Annotated in this window: 15 protein-coding genes; 9 read left to right on the forward strand and 6 right to left on the reverse strand. The window is 62.0% G+C overall.

Translation table 11 applies throughout. The features are described from left to right. The first annotated feature begins 50 nt into the window (after positions 1–50). The 4 genes from cobW to CAG47_RS15340 all read left to right on the forward strand — a co-directional run bounded on the left by cobW (position 51) and on the right by CAG47_RS15340 (position 6,788). On the forward strand, positions 51–1,118 hold the full coding sequence (cobW, locus tag CAG47_RS15325; protein ID WP_085725701.1) for a cobalamin biosynthesis protein CobW: 1,068 nt from the start codon (positions 51–53) through the stop codon (positions 1,116–1,118). A gap of 3 nt (positions 1,119–1,121) precedes the next feature. Next, positions 1,122–4,964 (forward strand): cobaltochelatase subunit CobN, encoded by a 3,843-nt coding sequence (gene cobN, locus CAG47_RS15330; RefSeq protein ID WP_085725702.1) that lies wholly within the window; start codon positions 1,122–1,124, stop codon positions 4,962–4,964. Positions 4,965–5,115: 151 nt separating this feature from the next. Next, positions 5,116–6,123 (forward strand): ATP-binding protein, encoded by a 1,008-nt coding sequence (locus tag CAG47_RS15335; RefSeq protein ID WP_085725703.1) that lies wholly within the window; start codon positions 5,116–5,118, stop codon positions 6,121–6,123. 119 nt (positions 6,124–6,242) lie between these two features. After that, positions 6,243–6,788, forward strand: coding sequence for a VWA domain-containing protein (locus tag CAG47_RS15340; protein WP_177408999.1), 546 nt, complete (start codon positions 6,243–6,245; stop codon positions 6,786–6,788). 128 nt (positions 6,789–6,916) lie between these two features. Here the strand turns inward: CAG47_RS15340 and CAG47_RS15345 are convergent, their stop codons facing one another. Continuing rightward, complete coding sequence (locus tag CAG47_RS15345) at positions 6,917–8,140, reverse strand: NADH:flavin oxidoreductase/NADH oxidase family protein (protein WP_085725705.1); 1,224 nt, start codon at positions 8,138–8,140, stop codon at positions 6,917–6,919. A 76-nt stretch (positions 8,141–8,216) separates the two neighbouring features. Here CAG47_RS15345 and CAG47_RS15350 point away from each other — a divergent pair, with 76 nt between their 5' ends. After that, positions 8,217–8,621 carry a MerR family transcriptional regulator gene (locus tag CAG47_RS15350; RefSeq protein ID WP_085725706.1) on the forward strand — a complete coding sequence of 135 codons (405 nt, stop codon included), beginning with the start codon at positions 8,217–8,219 and terminating at the stop codon, positions 8,619–8,621. 47 nt (positions 8,622–8,668) lie between these two features. Here the strand turns inward: CAG47_RS15350 and CAG47_RS15355 are convergent, their stop codons facing one another. The 5 genes from CAG47_RS15355 to wecB are packed head-to-tail and all read right to left on the reverse strand — an operon-like array spanning position 8,669 to position 17,099. Continuing rightward, a complete protein-coding gene (locus CAG47_RS15355) occupies positions 8,669–9,751 on the reverse strand; it encodes a diguanylate cyclase (RefSeq protein ID WP_085725707.1) in 1,083 nt (360 codons plus the stop codon). Then, positions 9,735–10,613: a DUF4434 family protein gene (locus tag CAG47_RS15360; RefSeq protein ID WP_085725708.1), complete on the reverse strand. Its 879-nt coding sequence runs from the start codon at positions 10,611–10,613 to the stop codon at positions 9,735–9,737. The genes CAG47_RS15355 and CAG47_RS15360 overlap by 17 nt, the downstream gene beginning before the upstream one ends. Beyond that, a complete protein-coding gene (locus tag CAG47_RS15365; RefSeq protein ID WP_085725709.1) occupies positions 10,613–13,777 on the reverse strand; it encodes a hypothetical protein in 3,165 nt (1,054 codons plus the stop codon). The genes CAG47_RS15360 and CAG47_RS15365 overlap by 1 nt, the downstream gene beginning before the upstream one ends. After that, the gene (gene nrfB / locus CAG47_RS15370) at positions 13,774–15,948 is read right to left on the reverse strand and encodes a cyclic di-3',5'-guanylate-activated glycosyltransferase NrfB (RefSeq protein WP_085725710.1); all 2,175 of its coding nucleotides are present in this window, start codon (positions 15,946–15,948) and stop codon (positions 13,774–13,776) included. The genes CAG47_RS15365 and nrfB overlap by 4 nt, the downstream gene beginning before the upstream one ends. Next, a complete protein-coding gene (gene wecB, locus CAG47_RS15375; RefSeq protein WP_085725711.1) occupies positions 15,945–17,099 on the reverse strand; it encodes a non-hydrolyzing UDP-N-acetylglucosamine 2-epimerase in 1,155 nt (384 codons plus the stop codon). Before wecB ends, nrfB begins: the two co-directional genes overlap by 4 nt. Before the next feature lie 501 nt (positions 17,100–17,600). On the opposite strand from wecB, the gene CAG47_RS15380 reads away from it, so the two are divergent. The 4 genes from CAG47_RS15380 to CAG47_RS15395 are packed head-to-tail and all read left to right on the forward strand — an operon-like array spanning position 17,601 to position 20,625. Then, entirely contained in the window at positions 17,601–18,449 is an 849-nt protein-coding gene (locus CAG47_RS15380) for a transporter substrate-binding domain-containing protein (protein WP_085725712.1), read from the forward strand. A gap of 51 nt (positions 18,450–18,500) precedes the next feature. Then, the gene (locus tag CAG47_RS15385) at positions 18,501–19,163 is read left to right on the forward strand and encodes an amino acid ABC transporter permease (protein ID WP_085725713.1); all 663 of its coding nucleotides are present in this window, start codon (positions 18,501–18,503) and stop codon (positions 19,161–19,163) included. An 8-nt stretch (positions 19,164–19,171) separates the two neighbouring features. After that, the gene (locus tag CAG47_RS15390; protein ID WP_085725714.1) at positions 19,172–19,834 is read left to right on the forward strand and encodes an amino acid ABC transporter permease; all 663 of its coding nucleotides are present in this window, start codon (positions 19,172–19,174) and stop codon (positions 19,832–19,834) included. Next, positions 19,831–20,625, forward strand: coding sequence for an amino acid ABC transporter ATP-binding protein (locus tag CAG47_RS15395; protein WP_085725715.1), 795 nt, complete (start codon positions 19,831–19,833; stop codon positions 20,623–20,625). Before CAG47_RS15390 ends, CAG47_RS15395 begins: the two co-directional genes overlap by 4 nt. Positions 20,626–20,627: the final 2 nt, after the last annotated feature.

The raw sequence follows: 20,627 nt of genomic DNA on the forward strand, positions 1-20,627 counted from the left end.
CGTTGCCGGTTGTCGTCCCGTATGCCCGCCACCCAGCCATAGGGCATCCGATGAAAACACTGGCCAAACTCCCCGTCACCATCGTCACAGGCTTTCTCGGCTCGGGTAAAACCACGCTGCTGCGGCACATGCTCGATAACGCCCAGGGTCGTCGCATCGCGGTGATCGTCAACGAATTCGGCGAATTGGGCATCGATGGCGAGATCCTCAAGCAGTGCTCCATCGGTTGCACCGAAGAAGAAGCCAACGGCCGTGTCTATGAGCTGGCCAATGGCTGCCTGTGCTGCACGGTCCAGGAAGAGTTCTTCCCGGTGATGCGCGAACTGGTGGCCCGTCGCGGCGATCTCGATCACATCCTCATCGAAACTTCCGGCCTGGCCCTGCCCAAGCCGCTGGTGCAAGCCTTCCAGTGGCCGGAAATCCGCAGCGCCTGCACGGTCGATGCGGTGATCACCGTGGTCGACAGCCCGGCCGTGGCCGCCGGCACCTTCGCCGCGTTCCCGGACCAGGTCGATGCCCAGCGCAAGCTCGATCCGAACCTGGACCACGAATCGCCGCTGCACGAATTGTTCGCCGACCAACTGGCCAGCGCCGACCTGGTAATCCTCAACAAATCCGACCTGATCAGCCCGGCCGACCTGGCTCGCGTGCGCCTGGAAGTCGCCGAAGAATTGCCGCCAGCGGTGAAAATCATCGAAGCCAGCAGCGGTCGCCTGCCGCTGGACGTGCTGATCGGCCTGGGTGCCGGCTCCGAGGAACACATCGACAGCCGTCATAGCCATCACGATCACCACCACGACGGTGATGACCATGACGACCACGATCACGATGCCTTCGATTCGATCTCCATCGAACTGCCACAAGCCGACGAAAGCCTGCTGATGGATGCGCTGACCCAACTGGTGGTCCAGCACGGCATCCTGCGCGTCAAAGGCTTCGCTGCGATCCCGAACAAACCGATGCGCTTGCTGATCCAGGGCGTGGGTACGCGTTTCGACAAGCATTTCGACCGCCAGTGGGGCGCCGAAGAAGCGCGCATCACCCGACTCGTGCTGATCGGCCAGGAACTGGACGCCACGGTTCTAGAAGCGCAACTGCGCGCCGCGCTCAGCGTGTAAGCCATGCACCTGCTCAGGACCCAGCCCGGCGGTTTCGTGTCGGATGACAACATTGCCGACCTTGGACAAACCCCCGCCGAGCTGGTGGTCCTGTGCAGTGGCGATTCCAGCCTGGCGCTGCTCGCCGAAGCGGCGCAGCAGTTGCCCGACGATTACCCGAGCGTGCGCCTGGCCAACCCGATGCAGGTACAGAACCATGCCTCGGTCGACTTGTACGTCGATGAAGTGCTTCGGCATGCGAAGGTGATCCTGATTTCGCTGCACGGTGGCATCGCCTATTGGCGTTACGGCATCGAGCGCCTGGTCGAACTGTCACAGCGCGGCGTGCAGGTGATACTGGTGCCGGGTGATGATCGCCCGGACCCGGAACTCAGTGACCTGAGCACCGTCGGGGCCGAGGATCGCGACCGGCTCTGGCAGTTTCTGCGCCAGGGCGGCATGGGCAATGCCCTGGATTTCTTCCGCTGCCTGGCCAACCGCTGGCTGGGACGTGACTACACCTGGGAGGAGCCGCACACCCTGCCACGCACGGCGATTTACCACCCGCAAAAACGTTCTGCCGCACTGAGCGACTGGCGAGCCGACTGGCACGCCGGTCAACCGGTGGCGGCGGTGTTGTTTTACCGCTCGCATTTGCAGGCGGCGAACACCGCTTTCGTTGATGTTTTTTGCCAGCGTTTGCAGGCGGCGGGCTTGAATCCGTTGCCGATTGCACTGGCGAGCCTGAAAGAGCCCGGTTGCCTTGGCGTGGTCGAGGACTGGCTCGACGAGGCCAGCGCCGCGGTGATTCTGAACACCACGGGCTTTGCTCAATCGAGCCCCGAAGCACCGCATCTGCGCCCGTTTCGCCGCAATATCCCGGTGATCCAGGCGATCTGCGCCCAGGACAACGAACCCGGTTGGCGCGCCAGTGAACAGGGCCTTGGCCCGCGTGACCTGGCGATGCACATTGCCTTGCCGGAACTGGACGGACGCATCATCAGCCGCCCGATCAGTTTCAAGGACCTGGCGTGGCGCAGTGAGCGCAGTCAGTCGGATGTGGTCTGCTACCGGGCCCAGCCGGAACGCATGGATTTCGTGGCCGAACTGGCGCGACGTTGGGTCGATCTGGCGCGGCTTCCAAACGCCGAAAAACGCATTGCCTTGATTCTCGCCAATTACCCGACCCGCGACGGGCGCATCGGCAATGGCGTCGGCCTCGATACTCCGGCCGCGGCGCTGAATATCCTGCGAGCGCTGCATGCCGAGGGATACCCGTTGCCGGCCGGCCTGCCGGACAGCGGCACCGCGCTGATCCAGCAGTTGCTGGGCGGCGTCAGCAACGATCTCGACACCCTCGACCTGCGCCCGTGTCAGCAAAGCCTGGCGATGGATGATTATCTGGCAATGTTCAACGCACTGCCCGAAGCCAATCGCGCGGCGGTGCTTGAGCGTTGGGGCGCAGCGGAAGACGACCCGATGTACCGCGGCGGACGGATGATGATCGCCGGCCTGCGCCTGGGCCTGTCCTTCGTCGGTATCCAGCCGGCCCGGGGTTATCAGGTCGACCCGAGCGCGGTGTATCACGACCCGGACCTGGTCCCGCCCCATGGCTACCTGGCGTTTTACTTCTGGCTGCGCCACACCTACGGCGCCCACGGCGTGATCCATGTCGGCAAACACGGCAACCTCGAATGGCTGCCGGGCAAGGGCGTGGGGTTGTCGGAAAACTGCTGGCCGGATGCACTGCTCGGTCCGTTGCCGAACATCTATCCGTTCATCGTCAACGATCCGGGGGAGGGCGCCCAGGCCAAGCGGCGTACCCAGGCGGTGATCATCGATCACCTGATGCCGCCACTGACTCGGGCCGAAACCTACGGCCCGCTGCGCAACCTCGAACTGTTGGCCGACGAATACTACGAAGCGCAGTTGCTCGATCCGCGCCGCGCTCGCGAGTTGCAGCGCGACATCCTGCAACTGGTGCGCGACACGCACATCGACCGTGAACTGCAACTGGACGATCAACTCGACAGCGAGACTGACGCAGCGATCTGGTTGCCGCGACTCGACACCTATCTGTGCGACCTCAAGGAGTCACAGATCCGCGATGGCCTGCATGTGTTCGGCGAATCGCCTGTCGGGCGGTTGCGTATCGACACCTTGCTGGCTCTGCTGCGCATTCCAAGGGGCGATGGCCGTGGTGCGCAATCGAGCCTGCTGCGGGCGTTGGCCAAGGCTTTCACGCTGGGGTTCGACCCACTGGATTGCACGCTGGCCGAACCCTGGACCGGGCCGCGTCCCGAACCACTTTTGTTTATCAGCGACGAGACTTGGCGCACGGCGGGCGATACCCGTGAGCGTCTGGAGCTGTTTGCCGCGCAGTTGATTTCGGACGCCTTGAATCACCCCTGTAGGAGCGAGCATGCTCGCGATGGAGTGTCAGTCACATTGATGTCAACTGACACTCCATCGCGAGCATGCTCGCTCCTACAGGAGGCAGGCTGGGCAGAGGTGAGCGCCATCATCGACAACCTGCGCGAGGTGGTCGCTCCGCGCCTGGACGCCTGCGGTCCGGCGGAAATGCGCGGATTGCTCGATGCCCTGAGCGGTCGCTTCGTCCCGGCCGGCCCCAGCGGTGCACCGAGTCGTGGTCGTCTGGACGTGCTGCCCACCGGGCGCAACTTTTACTCGGTGGACGTGCGCAACCTGCCGACCACCACGGCGTGGCGCATCGGTTTTCAGTCGGCCAACCTGATTCTCGAGCGGCACCTGCAAGACCACGGCGATCACTTGCGCCAGCTCGGCCTGTCAGTGTGGGGCACCGCGACCATGCGTACCGGCGGCGACGACATCGCCCAGGCCATGGCGCTGATGGGCGTGCGCCCGGTCTGGGCCACCGGCAGCCAACGGGTCGACGATTTCGAAATTCTTCCATTGAGTGTGCTGGACCGTCCGCGGGTGGACGTGACCTTGCGTGTGTCCGGTTTCTTCCGCGATGCCTTTGCCAACCTGATTCGCCTGTTCGACGCGGCGGTGCAAGCGGTGGCCGACCTCGATGAGCCGGACGATCTTAATCCGCTGGCTGCCAAGGTACGTGCCGAGCGGGAAGCCTTGCTGCAAACGGGGCTCGATGAAGACGCTGCGCGACGTCAGGCCGGCTGGCGGATTTTCGGTGCCAAACCCGGTGCCTACGGCGCGGGCGTGCAGGGCGCCATCGACGCTCGCCTGTGGCAAAGCCGCGAGGACTTGGCCGAGGTTTACCTCAACTGGGGTGGCTACGCTTACGGTGGTGCCGATGAAGGCACCGCCGCCCGTGAACAGTTCAGCCAGCGACTGAGCCAGGTCCAGGCCGTGCTGCAAAACCAGGATAACCGCGAGCACGATTTGCTCGACTCCAACGATTACTACCAGTTCCAGGGCGGTATGCTCGCAGCGGTGGAAAGCCTCAAAGGCGAGGCGGCGGCCAGTTATCATGGCGACCACAGCCAGCCGGACCTGCCGAAGATCCGTACCTTGAAGGAAGAACTGAATCGGGTGATCCGCTCCAGGGCGGCCAATCCCAAGTGGCTCGAAGGCGTTAAACGTCACGGCTACAAAGGTGCGTTCGAAATGGCCGCGACAGTCGATAACCTGTTCGCCTTCGACGCCACCACGCAGTTGATCGACGATCACCAGTACGCTTTGCTCGCCGACGCCTATCTGCTCGACCCGGACACCCGGGATTTTGTTCGCGAACACAATCCCCATGCCCTGCGCGACATGACCGAGCGCATGCTCGAAGCGCAACAGCGCGGGCTGTGGAAGGAACCGGGTGAATACCGCGAGGCACTGGAGAATCTGTTGCTGGACATAGAAGAAGATGGCTAATCACCGCCAATCCTGTAGGAGCGAGCATGCTCGCGATAGCGGTCTATCAGGCAACATTTTTTTCGACTGAAAAATTGCCATCGCGAGCATGCTCGCTCCTACAGGGTTTGAGATGCCTGTGAAGATCCCCGACCATGATGAGAAACCCGATATGACCGACACCCCGCATTTCCCGCTCTCCGCCGTGGTCGGCGCCGACGATTTGAAGCTGGCCCTGTACCTGACTGCCATCGACCCGAAAATCGGTGGCGTGCTGATCGAAGGCCCGCGGGGCATGGCCAAGTCGACCCTGGCCCGTGGTCTGGCGGACCTGCTGGCCAGCGGTCAGTTCGTTACGTTGCCGCTGGGTGCCACCGAAGAACGCCTGGTCGGCACCCTCGACCTCGACGCGGCATTGGGCGAAGGTCGCGCACAGTTTTCCCCCGGTGTCCTGGCCAAGGCCGATGGTGGCGTGCTCTACGTCGACGAGGTCAACCTGTTGCCCGATCACCTCGTTGACCTGCTGCTCGATGTGGCCGCCAGCGGCACCAATCTGGTGGAGCGCGACGGCATTTCCCATCGACACTCGGCGAAGTTCGTGCTGATTGGCACCATGAACCCGGAAGAGGGTGAATTGCGTCCGCAGTTGCTCGACCGTTTCGGTTTGAACGTCGCCCTTGGTGGCCACACCGCGCCGGCCGAGCGTGGGCAGATCATCCGCCGTCGCCTGGACTTCGACAGCGATCCGCAAGGCTTCTGCCTCGAATGGGAATCTGCCCAGGCGTCTCTGCGCGAACGTTGCCAGAATGCACGCAACGCACTGGCCAGCATTCCACTCGACGATCAGGCGTTGGCACACATCACCGAACGCTGCTTTGCCGCTGGCGTCGATGGCTTGCGCGCCGATCTGGTCTGGCTGCGGGCCGCCCGGGCTCACGCTGCCTGGCGCGGGGCGAACGCCATCGCCGAGGAAGATATCGACGCAGTCGCCGAGTTCGCCTTGCGTCATCGACGTCGCGAGCATTCGGCACCGGCGCCTGAGCCATCCCGCACGCCGCAACCCCAAGCGCCGCAACACACCAACCCGAGTGAAGGGCAGGGCCAGTGGGGCGAATTGCCTGCCCAGGCGCTGGCGGTCGGTGCACGACGTGAAGTGCCGAGCTGGCCAAAAAAGCCCTAGGCATTCGCCCTCGCTCCGTTGCGGGGGCGAATGCCAGACCCCGCGCCGGGCGGCTGGACCACGGTAAACAGGGCAAGCGTCACGCAGCCCGCAGCGGTTCGATCAACTGGCCCGGCACCTTGCTCAAGGGCCGGCCGCGTCAGCGTGACGACCTGCTGTTTGAGCTGCGTACTCGTTCGCCCCATGAACTGTGGCTGGTGATCGTTGACGCCTCCGCTTCAACCCGCCGCCATCAGGCATTGAGCGATGCCAAGGGCTTGCTGGCGCAGTTGTTCGACGATGCCTATCGCCAGCGTGCGCGACTGGCCTTGCTCACGGCCAGCGGTGCTGCCCCCAGGTGGCAGGTGCAGGGCTTGAAGGCTTCGACGGGGTTGCGCCAGTGGCTCGATGGCCTCGGCGCCGGTGGCGGCACGCCGCTGCTGGCGGCGTTGAATGAAGCGGGGCAATGGCTTGCAGCACGGCAGAAGCGTTTTCCGGCTGAGCAGCAGCGGTTGTTGGTGGTGACCGATGGCCGGTTGAAGGACTGTCCGCTGCTGCCGACGCTGGAGTGTCCGGGGCTGTTGATCGACATCGAGCGCGGACCGATTCGGCTCGGGCGCAGCAAGGTGTTGGCGGCACAGTTGCAGACGCAGTATCGGCATATCGATGAGCTGATACCTCGCTGAGATCAGTCGTGCCAGCAATGGCCTCTTCGCGAGCAGGCTCGCTCCCACAATTGATATGTGTCGAGCACAGGTTTTGTGGGAGCGAGCCTGCTCGCGAAAGCGGTGGATCAGTCAACCTCGACTCTGGATCACTTGCCCATCGCCTGCCGGTACTGCCGGGTACGCTTGCCAATGTACAAGCGGTCGAGAATCAACGCCCACAGCGCCGAGACTTCAGGTCGGGGTTTGCGCCCGCGGCTCAAGCGATGCAGCTGGAATTTCACCACTGCCATGTTTGCCAGTGCCGCCAGTGGCTTGCGCTTCCAGTGGATTGGCGGCAATTGCGGATGGCTGTTCCGGCCTTCGCGCCAATGTTTGACCAAGTGCGGCTCCACGGCCAGCGCGGTGCCGATGCCGGCCATGGCGATGCCGCTGTCGAGGACCTGTTCGACGATTGCCAGGCGACGGATCCCACCCGTCACCATCACCGGCATACGCGCCACGCGGGCCAGTTCGCCGGCCATGTCCAGAAAGTACGCCTCCCGTGCCAGGGTCCGGCCGTCGCGTGCTTCGCCTTGCATGGCCGGTGCTTCGTAACTGCCGCCGGACAATTCCAGCAGGTCGATCGCTCGTTCGTTGAGCCACTGGATCACCTGCCGCGCATCGTCGGCATCGAAACCACCGCGCTGGAAATCCGCTGAGTTGAGCTTTACCGACAGACAAAATTGCGGCGACACCACCTGGCGAACCGCGTCGACGACGGACAGCAGCAGGCGTGCGCGATTTTCCAGGGATCCGCCCCATTGATCGGTGCGCCGATTGGTCAGCGGCGAAAGGAACTGACTGATCAGGTAGCCGTGGGTGGCATGGATCTGTACACCGGTGAAACCGGCTTTTTCTGCCAACGCGGCGCTGGTGGCGAAGCGACGGATCACTTCCTGGATGTCGTCCTCGCTCATGGGTTTGGGCTCGGCGAACATCTTCGAGAACTGGCCGAGATCCAGTGCAACCGCCGAAGGCGCCAGCGCTTGCTGGCCGAGGTTGGCCATGGTCTGGCGACCAGGGTGGTTGAGCTGCACCCAGAAGTGCGCACCGCCGGTCCGACCGGCATGGGCCCACTGCCGGAAGCGTTCCAGGTGGCGTTCGTCCTCCAGCGCTACACCACCGGGACCGGTCATGGCGCGGCGGTCGATCATCACGTTGCCGCTCAGCAACAGGCCGGCTTCGCCTTCGGCCCAGGCCTGATACAAGCGAAACAGGCCGTGGTCAGGCAATTGATCGGTATCGGCCAGGTTTTCTTCCATCGCGGCTTTGGCAATGCGATTGGCGATGGTCTGACCGTTAGGCAAATTCAATGCTTGAAAGGGCGACATGCTTGACTCCTCGTAGTGATGAGCAGAGGCTAAGCTTAAAGTTAACTTTAATGTCAAGCAGGCAAATGAGACCCCCATGAAGATTGGTGAATTGGCACAGTTGAGCGGTTTGGCCGCATCGCGCATTCGTTTTTACGAATCTCAGGGCTTGATTCGTCAGGTCGAGCGATCCGCCAACGGTTATCGGCGTTACTCGCAACAGGCGCTGCAAACCCTGCAACTGATCCAGTGCGCGCAACAAGCCGGTTTCACTCTGGAGGAACTCAAGCAGTTGCTGCCGGATAATGTGACGGGTACGTTCAAGCACGATGAGTTGATGGCCGGCTTGCATCGCAAGGTGGAGCAGATCGAAGCGATGCAACGGCGCCTGGCCCATAGCAAGGCTCAGTTGTTGGGATGGATCGACACCATCCAGGCCAGGCCGGAAGGCATGAGCTGTGATGAAAACGCCGAACGGGTGATGACGTCATTCAAGCATTGAGCGGGCGCGAGCCTGCTCGCGAAGGCGGCGTATTCAATGCCGGCGAATCAAGCCGGGCAATGAAACGTATAGCGATCCTTGCCCGTGTGCTTTGACTCATACAAGGCTTCATCGGCCTTGACCAGCACCTGGTTCAGCGTGTCGCCGTCCTGCACCCGGGCCAGGCCGATGCTGATGGTTACCGGGTGCCTTGTGGGTTGCTCGCGCACCACCCGACACAATTCGCCTGCCAGCCCCTCGACGTCTTCGCGGCGAACCCCGGCCAGGTAAATCGCGAATTCCTCGCCCCCCAACCGCGCATATTCGTAGTGGGCCATCACCGACTTGATGTCCTGGGCGACGCGCTTGAGCACCTCGTCGCCAACGTCATGGCCATGGACGTCGTTGACCTTCTTGAAATTGTCGATATCGATCATTGCCAGGTAGTGGTCGTTTTCCCGCGGGGCATTGTTCAATTGCTGGTTGGCGCGGGTCATGAACGAACGGCGATTGGGGATTTCGGTGAGGGTGTCGATGTAGGCCTGGTCCAGCAGCAGCTTGGACATGATGAAGTTGTAGAGCTTGGCTTTGCGCAGTATCAGGAAACTGTAGATGGTCAGGCCGCAGATGAACGCAGAGTAACTGATGGCCATCACCCCGCTCAGCCCCATGTATTCGATACCGGTGTTGTAGAAAGGGTTGAGAAACGCCCAGGTCACGATTTGCGCGCCAAAGAACGACCAGCGGCTCAGCGGCAATACCGAGGCGGTAAACAGGGTGGTCGAAGCCGCCAGCAACAGCCAGGCGGGCTGGTGATCGCCGGGCAGGCCTTCGGTCAGCAGCCGCGTGCCGAAGGCCATGGCGAATACGAACAGCAGGTTCAGCGTCTGGAAATGCCGGGCATCGCGGATCAACCGAAGGGCAATGACGAGCGTCGAGAAAGCACCGATGAACACCAGGGAACGCCAGGTGAATGGCTGTCCGCCGATGAAACTGAGGATCAGGTCATAAGCAATCCAGACCACAATGCTGGCGATGTAGATCAATGCGCAAAAGGTGCGCAGCCGATCGAATTCATGCTGGAGAAACTCGGTTTTGAGCCTGGCCGGCGCCGATTTCTTCAGTACTTCGTCTTCAATGGTTTTGTACATCGCCGACCTTGTTATTGTGCTGGTTGTCGAGAATCACCTTGCCCCACGGCCGGTAGCGCAGGGAGAAAACCGATGTCGGATGGCAGCCCGGCGATGTGGATTGGGGAGGCATCGGTTCGGCACCAAAGGGTTGCCCGGCAGCGCTGACTTGCCGGAAGGCTTCCCTGACGATGCCAACGGAGCAGGGCAGGGCACTGGCATAGCCGTTGCGAATCAAGGGAGGCAAGCGCCCTGTGCCGGCACCGTCCTGCCACCACACCTGGATCCCTGTGTTGGCCAAATCCCCCAGCCACTGGCCATTCACCTGTGGCGAAAGCTTGCCCGCACTGAATACGCTGATGTGCAACGGCGCGTCGAGCTTACCGGCAAAATCCTTGAGCTGGCGTTGCAGGGTTTGCCGGCGATCGAGCGGCAGAAAGTGCAGGTCATCCAGTTCCAGGGGCAAGTACCAGCCGCTGACCGGCAGTTTCCAGTCCTTGCGCAGGGCCTGCTGCCGGGCCAGCGACTGCCCCAGTTGCGCCTGCCAGTAGGTTGCCAGCCCGGCGCTGTCCAGTTCGTCGATGCGTTGGTAATAGGCCGGGTCCATGCGCAGGCCCAGCACCAGATTCAGACCCTGGGCCCGGGCCAGTTTCAGGCTGGCGGCGAGCCAGCCGTTGGCGCCGCCGAAGTCTGAGTCGCCGTAGGCCGTCCATTGCACGATCACTGTGTGCACGCCCTGGTGGGCGGTGTCTTGCCAGATTCGCTGCCATTGCGCCTGGCTCAGGCTGGCGTCGGCGTTGAGCGGTTGGTAGAAAATCCGCTCGTCGGCCAGGGTCGCTCCGCCGCCCAGTAGCAGGCACAAAACCAGAAGTAGTCGCCTCATCAGAAATTCAACTCCACGCCCAGCAGCACACCGTTGCCGCCCTCATACAGATTGCCGCCCAGGGATTGCTGATATTCGGTGCGCACCGACAGGTGGGCGCGGTAGGCGTTGTAGATATTGTCGTTGAACCACCATTGCCAGCGCAGGCCAAGGCCGGTGCGCAGATCCTGGCGCCAGTCGTTGCTCGGGTCCTGGCTGGAGAACTCGAGGAAACCGTACGGCATGATTGTTTGCGCGCTGTTGAATGGCAGCTTCCAGGCGTGCCCTTGCTGGAAGCGCGACAACCATTGATGATCTCCGGCCTTGGTCCACCACGCCGCGTCGAGATAGAGGAAACGTTCCTCCCAATCGCTTTCGTCGACGCGCCAGTCGTTGCGATATCGCCCCTGATCGAGGAAGGATGCAGTAGCGCGCAGGAGGTAATCGGTGGTGGTGTGGCCATCCTGACGATGATCGTCAGCCTGATCGTTCACCTTGTCGGGGATCAGCATCTGGCCGAGGCTCAAGCCATGGTTGTCCTGGTCATCGAACTGGCTTTGTTTGTAGATCTCCCCGTAGAAATTGATGTTTGCCGTACCCCAGGGTTTGTAGCGCAGGCCCACGCCGGTGGCGACGGACTCGGCATAACTCGATCGACTCTGGCCTCCCAGCAGCACCCGTCCGTAGGCCGACAGCGTACTGCCAGCGCGGCTGGGTTCTTCGCCGAGGGCATGGTCCCACATGGCCAGTTGCACGTTCTGCGAGTTCGAACGCCGACGAGAGCCGACGCTGTCATCAGACCGCACGAAGTCGTTGGTCGAAACGCCGGCAGGCGACCAGGTACTGGCGAAGGTCAGGGTATCGCGCCGGGACAGGGCTTCATGGGCGCGACGCTGGCGATAGCGTCGCGCTTGCATGCTGCCGTCCTCGTCGTCGGCCGCTACCGGGTTTTGTTCCAGGTCGATCACGCGCTCCAGTTCCTTGCGCGCCGAGGCGCTGTCCTCGACCTCGTCATAACGCCAGGCCAGGGTTTCGCCGAGGCGATAGTCTTCCGGGAAGTCCTGGGTCGCGCGTTGCAGGTATGGAATGGCTTGGGCACGTTCTGCCTTGGTCTCGGCGCCGGCCAGACGCATGCCGTAGTCGGCGCGATAACGGGGGTTGTCCGGATCGCGACGCACAGCCTCGGCCAGCCATTCGGTGCTTTGTTGCAGCTCGCCGGCCTTTTGCGCGGTGACCGAGGCTGCATAGTAATGCTCGGCGTCGGGTGCCAGTTGCAAGGCAGAACGCTGGCGCTGTAGCGCGAGGGTGTGATCGCCCCGGGCATCGGCGATCGCCGCGCCCAGCGCCCACTCATTGGCGCCACGGTTGCGACTGAGTTGCCAGTAACGTTCGGCTGTTTGCGTGTCGCCGATGTTCAGGGCGCTACGACTGGCGGTCAGGCGGGCATTGTCACTGAGTTCGGCGTCGGCAATGCTGCGCCAGATGGCCAGGGCACCCGCCGAGTCGCCGGCGGCTTCCAGGGCGTAGGCGAGTGGCAGGCGGCTGTTCCGGTCACCCAGTTTTTCGGCGGTCTGGTAATACACCACCGCTTCGCCGGGGCGCTCGGGCATCGCACAACGGCCGAGGGCGCGGTAATCACCCGCCGCTTGCGGGTGATCGCCAATCGCCTGTTGCACCGCCCCGCACTGACCGTTTTCCGCCAGTTGCGCCAGCAGTTGTCCACGAGTGGCAGGGGCGACGCGGTTGAGCAGCGATGCGATGCGTTGCTGCTGCGCCGCGGTCGGTGTCGACGCGGCATACAACCCCGCCAGGCGTTGCAGCAGGGGCGCCGGCAGCTTGCCGCGGTGGCGGTCGTAGGCGTTCTCGAGCAGCTGTTGCGCATGCTCCCGTTGGCCGGCATTCAGCGCCAGATAGGTGGCCTGGTTCAACGAATCGAGGTTGCCGGTCAGCTGGTAATGCCGCTCCCAGAAGGTCGCCGCTTCGCTGTTGCGACCCGATGCCTGGAGCAGTTCGGCGCGGCGTTTGACTACGTCTGCGGTTTGCGGCTGGCTGGCGAGGTAGACCATGACTTTGTCACTGCGGCCCTCATCCTGCCAGACGTCCAGCAGGCGTTCGCGGCGTCGCGTGTCCCAGGGTTCCGGCAGGCGTGTTGTCTGCAGCAGTTCGGTAGCTTGCAGGCGCTGGGCGAGGATCAGCCAGGCCTGCGGGTTTTCTTCCGGATGGCAACTTTCCAGTTGGGTCAGCGCAGCTTGCGGATCATGGCGAGACAGCCAGTCGGCGGTCTCCAGGCAGGGTCGCTGCAACTCGGCGCTCAAGCGTTGTACCGTGGTGCTGTCGCCGGTTTGCCGCGCCAGTTCCCACAGACGCTGGCGCTGCGTTGGATCGGTTAGGTCGGCGGGCGGCAGTGACTGCATCCAGCGCTGCGCCTGCTCGATGTGGCCCATGGCAATCGCCCGGTCGACCATGGCCAGTCGCGCCTTGCGCGCGGCTTGGGGGCTGGGTGCTGTTTGCAGTAATTGCTGCAAGGGTTGCTCGTCGAGGCGTTGCACGTAGGCGTTGGCCAGGCGTTCCCAACCCTGTGCATCCAGCTGATTCTTCGCGGCGAGCGGGGCCAATTCTTCAATGGTGCCGTGCCAGTCGCGCAATTGTTCGGACCAGTTGGCCCGGGCCAGGCGCAGGATGCGCTCATCGCCTTTGGGCGCCAGTTGCGCCAGCCAGTCATGGGCACGCGCCGCGCCGCCGAACTTGGCCAGGCTCAGGCTGTAGGCCTGCCACAGACGGATGCGCTGATTGAGGTTGCTGGTGGCGATCCACTGTTCAACCTGGTCGCTGCCGGGCGGGTCCTGTTCGATCCAGGTCAGGCGCAGGTTGAGCAGAGCGTCGCTGTTGGCCGGATTGTCCGGCAATGCCTGCACCGCTTCCTTGTAGCGCCGTTGCTTGGCCAGTGATTGCACCAGCAGCGCCCGCGCTTCATCGTTTTTCGGCACTTTGCCCAGCAGGTGGCGCATCAGTCGTTCGACTTCGCGCCAATTGCCTTTTTTCGCTTCGCGGTAGCTGCGGTCCATGTACGGGAAACTGCGGAACTGTTCGAAGTCGGTGAGCGGCTCGGCCTTTACCCAGGTGGCCGCGCTCAGGCTCAGCAGCAGGCTGCCAAGCAACAGGGTGTGACGGTGGCCTACACTCATGCGACCTCCCGGGCAATGCGGTAAGCCGCTTGCTGCTCGCTGGCCTGATCTACCAGGGCCTGTTCGAGGATTTGCCGGGTGATCATGCCGCGCTCAATCAAGTGTTCGCCCAAAGACATTTTTTCCGTATCGAAATCGATCAGCGCCTGATTGAACAGGGTTGGCGGCACCATGCCGCGTACCTGCAGCAGATTGCCCAGCAGCACCTGGTGATGGCTGACGCGTTCAATCAGGTGTTCGTCGTCCTGATGTTGCTCAAGCACCCGAAGCATCTGGCGTACTTCCTCTTTTTGCAGAGGGCTGGCGTACCAGTAGCGGATCCCCAGCGTAACCCGGCCTTGTGGTGCAAGGCGGCAGCGCACCGGGCGTTTCAGTTGACGGCTGATGGCTCCCAGAGACACTTGGCTGACCGGCCCTTCGGACGCCAGCACCAGGGTGTCGCCTTCCTCGGCGACCGGCAGCACGCCATAGTGCGTGGCAATCTTGCGTGGCACTGCATCGATCAGTCGCTTGTCGAGTTTGAACGGGTTGAGCGGCGCCCATTCCAGGTCCAACTGTTCGGCGAGGACTTGCACCAGTTGCGTGGTATCGATGTGCCCGCGCAGCAGCAGTTCCCGGCCCAGGCGTCGACGCACCGGGTTGGTCACCGCGGCTTCCAGTTGTTCCTCGGTCAGCAATCCTTTTTCCACCAGTCGATGCCCCAGAGGGGTGCGCTGGGCCTGGGTCAAGGCGGGGAACTCGTGGGTGGTCTTGTCCCAGGCCACGCGGCGTGAGTCACCCATTTCCATGACCTGGCGCAGCGCTCGCAGGTTGGCGAAAAAATTGACGAAATTGCTCCACATCATTCGGGGGGCCGACAGCAGCCCTTCGACCAGACCGTAATAACGCGTGACGAACCAACCGCGCTGGAACAGCCGATTGAGCAGCATGAAACCATTGAGCCAGAGCAAGGTGGTCAGCAGTGAACTGCCGGCAAGGATCGACGGATAACGCCAGGCGTCAGGCGATATCACCGTCACCAGCCACATCGTCAACAGCACCACGAACAGCAGGTTGACCAGGAAGCTCAACATGTACGCAATCAAACCGCGCCGGTCGCGCCACAGGAAGTAGTTGAGCAGGCCCTTGCGGCTCCAACCAAGGTTCTTGGTGCCCTGGAATACGATGCCGACGATCCAGCGTGATTTTTGTCGAATCGCGTGCTGCAAGTCCCGGGGAAAGTGCTCGCGCACGCAGATGACCTGGGAGAAGGCACGGTTCATGCCGAACACCCAAGGCTGTTCGAGCGCCAGTTTCGGGTCGGTCACCGAATAGCGGGCAAAGATGCACTTCATGCCTTTTTGCTTGAGGCGAAAACCGATGTCGTAGTCTTCGGTGAGGCTCTGCACGTCGAAGGCGATACCGTCGCCGTCCTCGAGCAGGGCACTGATCGCCTTGCGGCTGAAACAGGTGCCGACCCCGGCGCTGGGCACCTGCCCGGTCAGCGCTTCACGTACGATGACGTCCTTGCCGTGGTTCTCGGCGAACTCGTCGACATAGTGCCCGGCGGTGAAGCCTTTCCATTCTGGTGCGTAGGGGTAGACCGGAATCTGGATCAGGTCCTTGGCCGGCAGCAAATAGTTGAACAGGCGCAACTCCATGGGCGAAATCACGTCCTCGGCATCGTGCAGGATGAAGCCGGCGAACTGGATCTTTGCATCGTTTTCAAAGCGCAGGATGGCGTCGATCACGTTGTTCAGGCAGTCGGCCTTGCTGGTCGGGCCAGGGCGCGCGCACACCACTTTGTGCACGTTGGGGTAATGTAGGCACACCGCATCGACGTCGGCCTGGGTCTCGGCGTCGTTGGGGTAGGTGCCGACGAAAATCTGGTAGTTCTCGTAATCGAGGGTCGAGGCGGCCAGGCGTGCCATTTCGCCGACCACACCGACTTCATTCCACGCCGGCACCATGATCGCCAGGGGCTTTTCGCCGATGGTGTAGAGCCGCTCTTCATCGGCGCGCTCGAATTTTTCATAGATCCGCCAGCGGCGGATCAGTTTGCGGGTCCAGTACACCAGGTCGATGAACAGGTCATCGAGCCCGAGTATGAACATCAGCAGGGCCAGGAAAATCGCAAGGTATTTGAGTCCGAACAGCACATAGGCAAAAAAATCGACCAAGCCCAGGCTCATACGGTTTTTCCCGATGTCGCGCGATGTTTGAGCCAGGCTCCGAGACGATTGGCGATCCGCTCGCTGGCGTGCCCGTCGCCATAGGGGCTGTGAATGCGGCTCATGCGCTGGAACGTAGCGTCATCATCGAACAACAGGCTGGCCTGCTTGACGATCCGGTCGGTATCGGTGCCCACCAGCAGCACCGTCCCGCCTTCGAGCACCGACGGCCGCTCGGTGACATCACGCAGTACCAGCAGCGGCTTGCCAATGGCCGGCGCCTCCTCCTGGATGCCGCCGGAGTCGCTGAGGATGAAGTGCGCGCGCCCCATCAGCCAGACGAAATGCTGGTAGTCCTGCGGGGCCACCAGATAGATGTTGGGTTTGTCCGAGAGCACGCTGTAGACCGCGTTTTGCACCTGCGGATTGAGGTGCACCGGGTAAACGAACTGCACATCGGGGTAGCGCTCGGCGAGGGTGGCCAGCGCCAGGCAGATGTTGCGGAAGCCACCGCCGAAATTTTCCCGCCGGTGCCCGGTAATCAGCACCATGCGCCGGTTTTCATCGAGTACGGCCAGCGGCGAGTCGGCGGCCGGATGCCATTGGGTCTGTTGCTGGTGGTCGCGCATCCATACCAGGGCGTCGATCACGGTATTGCCCGTCACCTCGATGTTGGCCTTGGGCACACCTTCGCGTAGCAGGTTGTCTTCGCTCTTGGTGGTCGGAGCGAAATGCAGGTCGGCGATGACGCCGGTCAGGTGCCGGTTGGCTTCTTCCGGCCAGGGGGCGCGCAAGTTGCCGGTACGCAACCCGGCTTCGACATGGCCGATGGGCAACTGGCGATTGAACGCGGCGAGGGCGGCAATGAAACTGGTGGTGGTGTCGCCGTGCACCAGCACGATATCCGGCTGCACCCGCTCGTAGACTTTGTCGAGTTTGCCCAGCAGTTGTTCCGAGAGACCGTTGAGGGTCTGGCCCTGAGTCATCACCTGCAAGTCTTCGTCGACCGTCAATTCGAACGAGTCGAGCACTTGTTTGAGCATTTCCCGGTGCTGGCCGGTGGAGCAGATGTTCAGTTCGATTCCGGGCCAGTTGCGCAGGACCCGCGCCAGTGGAGCCATCTTGATGGCCTCCGGGCGTGTACCGAATACCATCATGACCTTAAAAGACATTAACCCTCCTGGAGCATCGAGAAAGGCTGGCGCAAAGCGTCGGCAGCAGTCGTTCATTCCATCGTGAACTTGAATGAAAGCAGTCGAATCCGGGGTTGTCCAATCCGGTTCCGGGCTGCCCGGACGCCGATCACCCGCGCGGTGGTGACCGTCGATAAAGGCGATAGGTTGGCCATTTGCCAAAAAAATTCCCTGACAGATGGCACATTGGCGGATTGGAGGTGAAACCTTTAAGCAAAGGCGTTCAGGTAACGGGGCAACTGCCGCGACCGTGCACATGATTGGGGCCCGAATACCCGTCTCCTGTAGCCAACGGTAGCGCTTGCTGTCGGGGCGATGGGTAACGCTGATGCTCCAGCGAATTGCCATCTTGTTGATTGTGTTCATTTTTCAAATGCTCTGGGAACGCTCTCCATCCTGTGGCACACTTTCTGCTGTCTATTCCGTTGTTACATACCAAATTCCGGTATAGCGGAATACACATCATCTGGAGTGCTTGCCATGCATCGCCGACCATCCTTGTTCAAAGCATGTGTTTTTCTTTTCGCAGCTTCAGCCGCTGCCATGGGCGTGGCCCAGGCGGCGGACAGTAAGCTCGACAGCGTTCTGGCCCGCGGGAAACTGATTGTGGGCACCGGCAGCACCAATGCGCCGTGGCACTTCCAGGGCGCTGACGGCAAGTTGCAGGGCTTTGATATCGATATCGGGCACATCATCGCCAAGGGGTTGTTCAACGATCCGAGCAAGGTTGAGTACGTAGTGCAGTCGTCCGATGCGCGGATTCCGAACCTGCTGACCGACAAGGTCGATATCAGTTGCCAGTTCATCACCGTGACCGCCAGCCGCGCCCAGCAAGTGGCGTTTACCCTGCCGTATTACCGCGAAGGTGTCGGCCTGCTGCTGCCGGCGAACAGCAAGTACAAGGAAATCGATGACATGAACGCCGCCGGTGATGGCCTGACGGTAGCGGTGCTGCAAAACGTCTATGCCGAAGAGCTGGTGCACCAGGCGCTGCCTAAGGCCAAGGTCGATCAGTACGACAGCGTGGACCTGATGTACCAGGCCGTGAATTCCGGCCGTGCCGACGCGGCGGCCACTGACCAGTCTTCGGTGAAATACCTGATGGTGCAGAACCCTGGCCGCTATCGCAGCCCGGCCTACGCCTGGAGCCCGCAAACCTATGCGTGTGCGGTCAAGCGTGGTGATCAGGACTGGCTGAACTTCGTCAACACCACCCTGCATGAAGCCATGACCGGAGTCGAGTTCCCGACTTACGCGGCATCGTTCAAGCAGTGGTTCGGCGTAGAACTGCCTACCCCGGCCATCGGTTTTCCTGTCGAATTCAAATGATCCCGTGAGAGCGGGGCGCTCGAATGCGCCCCGCTCAAGGTACTGCTGACCATGAACTATCAGTTGAACTTTGCCGCCGTGTGGCGCGATTTCGACACCTTGCTGGCGGGGCTCGGCCTGGGTCTTGAACTGGCCCTGGTGTCGATCGCCTTCGGCTGCGTGATCGGCCTGATGATGGCATTTGCCTTGCTGTCCAGGCACCGCGCATTGCGGGTACTGGCGTCGGTGTATGTCACGGTGATTCGTAACACGCCGATCCTGGTGTTGATTCTGTTGATCTACTTTGCGTTGCCGAGCCTGGGGATCCGTCTGGACAAGATCCCCTCGTTCATCATCACCCTGTCGCTGTACGCCGGGGCTTACCTGACCGAAGTGTTCCGTGGCGGTCTGCTGAGCATTCCCAAGGGCCAGCGTGAAGCCGGCCTGGCCATTGGCCTGGGCGAGTGGCAGGTCAAGGCCTACGTCACCGTGCCGGTGATGCTGCGCAATGTGTTGCCGGCCCTGTCGAACAACTTCATTTCGTTGTTCAAGGACACCTCGCTGGCGGCCGCGATTGCCGTACCGGAGCTGACGTATTACGCGCGCAAGATCAATGTCGAGAGCTACCGGGTGATTGAAACCTGGCTGGTGACCACCGCGTTGTATGTCGCGGCCTGTTACCTCATTGCCATGATGCTGCGTTACCTCGAACAGCGTCTGGCGATTCGCCGATAGGAGGCCCCATGTACGAATCCCCCAGTTGGTTGCACGAGTTGTGGGTGGTGCGGGAAGTGCTGTGGCAAGGCTTTCTGACCAGTGTCCAGGTGTCGGTGCTGGCAATTTTGCTCGGCACGCTGGTTGGCGTCGTCACCGGACTGGTGCTGACCTACGGCACATTCTGGATGCGCGCGCCGTTTCGTTTTTATGTCGATGTGATCCGTGGTACGCCGGTGTTCGTGCTGGTGCTGGCGTGCTTTTACATGGCGCCGGCGCTCGGCTGGCAGATCAGCGCGTTCCAGGCCGGTGCGTTGGGGCTGACACTGTTCTGCGGCTCCCACGTCGCCGAGATCGTGCGCGGTGCCTTACAGGCATTGCCGCGTGGGCAGATGGAAGCGAGCAAGGCCATCGGCCTGACGTTCTATCAGGCGCTGGGTTATGTGCTGTTGCCCCAGGCATTGCGGCAGATCCTGCCGACCTGGGTCAACTCGTCCACCGAGATCGTCAAGGCTTCGACCCTGTTGTCGGTGATCGGCGTGGCGGAGTTGCTGCTCAGCACCCAGCAGATCATCGCCCGGACTTTCATGACCCTGGAGTTTTACCTGTTCGCCGGATTTCTGTTTTTCGTCATCAACTACGGCATCGAAATATTCGGCCGGCACATTGAAAAGCGGGTGGCTTTGCCATGACTCAGACTCAAACCAATGCACAAAACGGCCAACCCCTGCTGGACATTCGCGGCCTGCACAAGCGTTACGACCAGCTCGAAGTGCTCAAGGGGGTCGACCTGAGCATGCAGCGTGGCAATGTGGTCACGCTGATCGGTTCCAGCGGCTCGGGCAAGACCACGCTGCTGCGCTGCGTGAACATGCTCGAAGAGTTCCAGGGCGGGCAAATCCTGCTTGACGGCGAATCCATCGGTTATGACGAGGTCAACGGCAAACGCATTCGCCACCCGGAAAAGGTCATCGCACGCCATCGCGCCATGACGGGCATGGCGTTCCAGCAGTTCAACCTGTTCCCGCACCTGACCGCGTTGCAGAACGTCACCCTGGGTCTGCTCAAGGTCAAGAAGCTGCACAAGGACGAGGCCGTGGCCCTGGCCGAGAAATGGCTGGAACGCGTCGGCCTGCTGGCACGGCGCGATCACTTTCCCGGTCAGTTGTCCGGCGGTCAGCAGCAGCGCGTGGCGATTGCCCGCGCGATTGCGATGAACCCGAGCCTGATGCTGTTCGACGAAGTGACCTCGGCGCTGGACCCGGAACTGGTGGGTGAAGTGTTGAACGTGATCAAGGGCCTGGCCGAAGACGGCATGACCATGCTGCTGGTGACCCACGAAATGCGCTTTGCCTTCGAGGTTTCCGACAAGATCGTATTCATGAATCAGGGACGTATCGAAGAGCAGGGGCCCCCCAAGGAATTGTTCGAGCGCCCGCAATCGCCGCGTCTGGCGGAATTTCTCAAGAGCACGCGTTTTTGAGC

This window comes from Pseudomonas sp. R37(2017), assembly GCF_002113375.1.
Taxonomy (GTDB): domain Bacteria; phylum Pseudomonadota; class Gammaproteobacteria; order Pseudomonadales; family Pseudomonadaceae; genus Aquipseudomonas.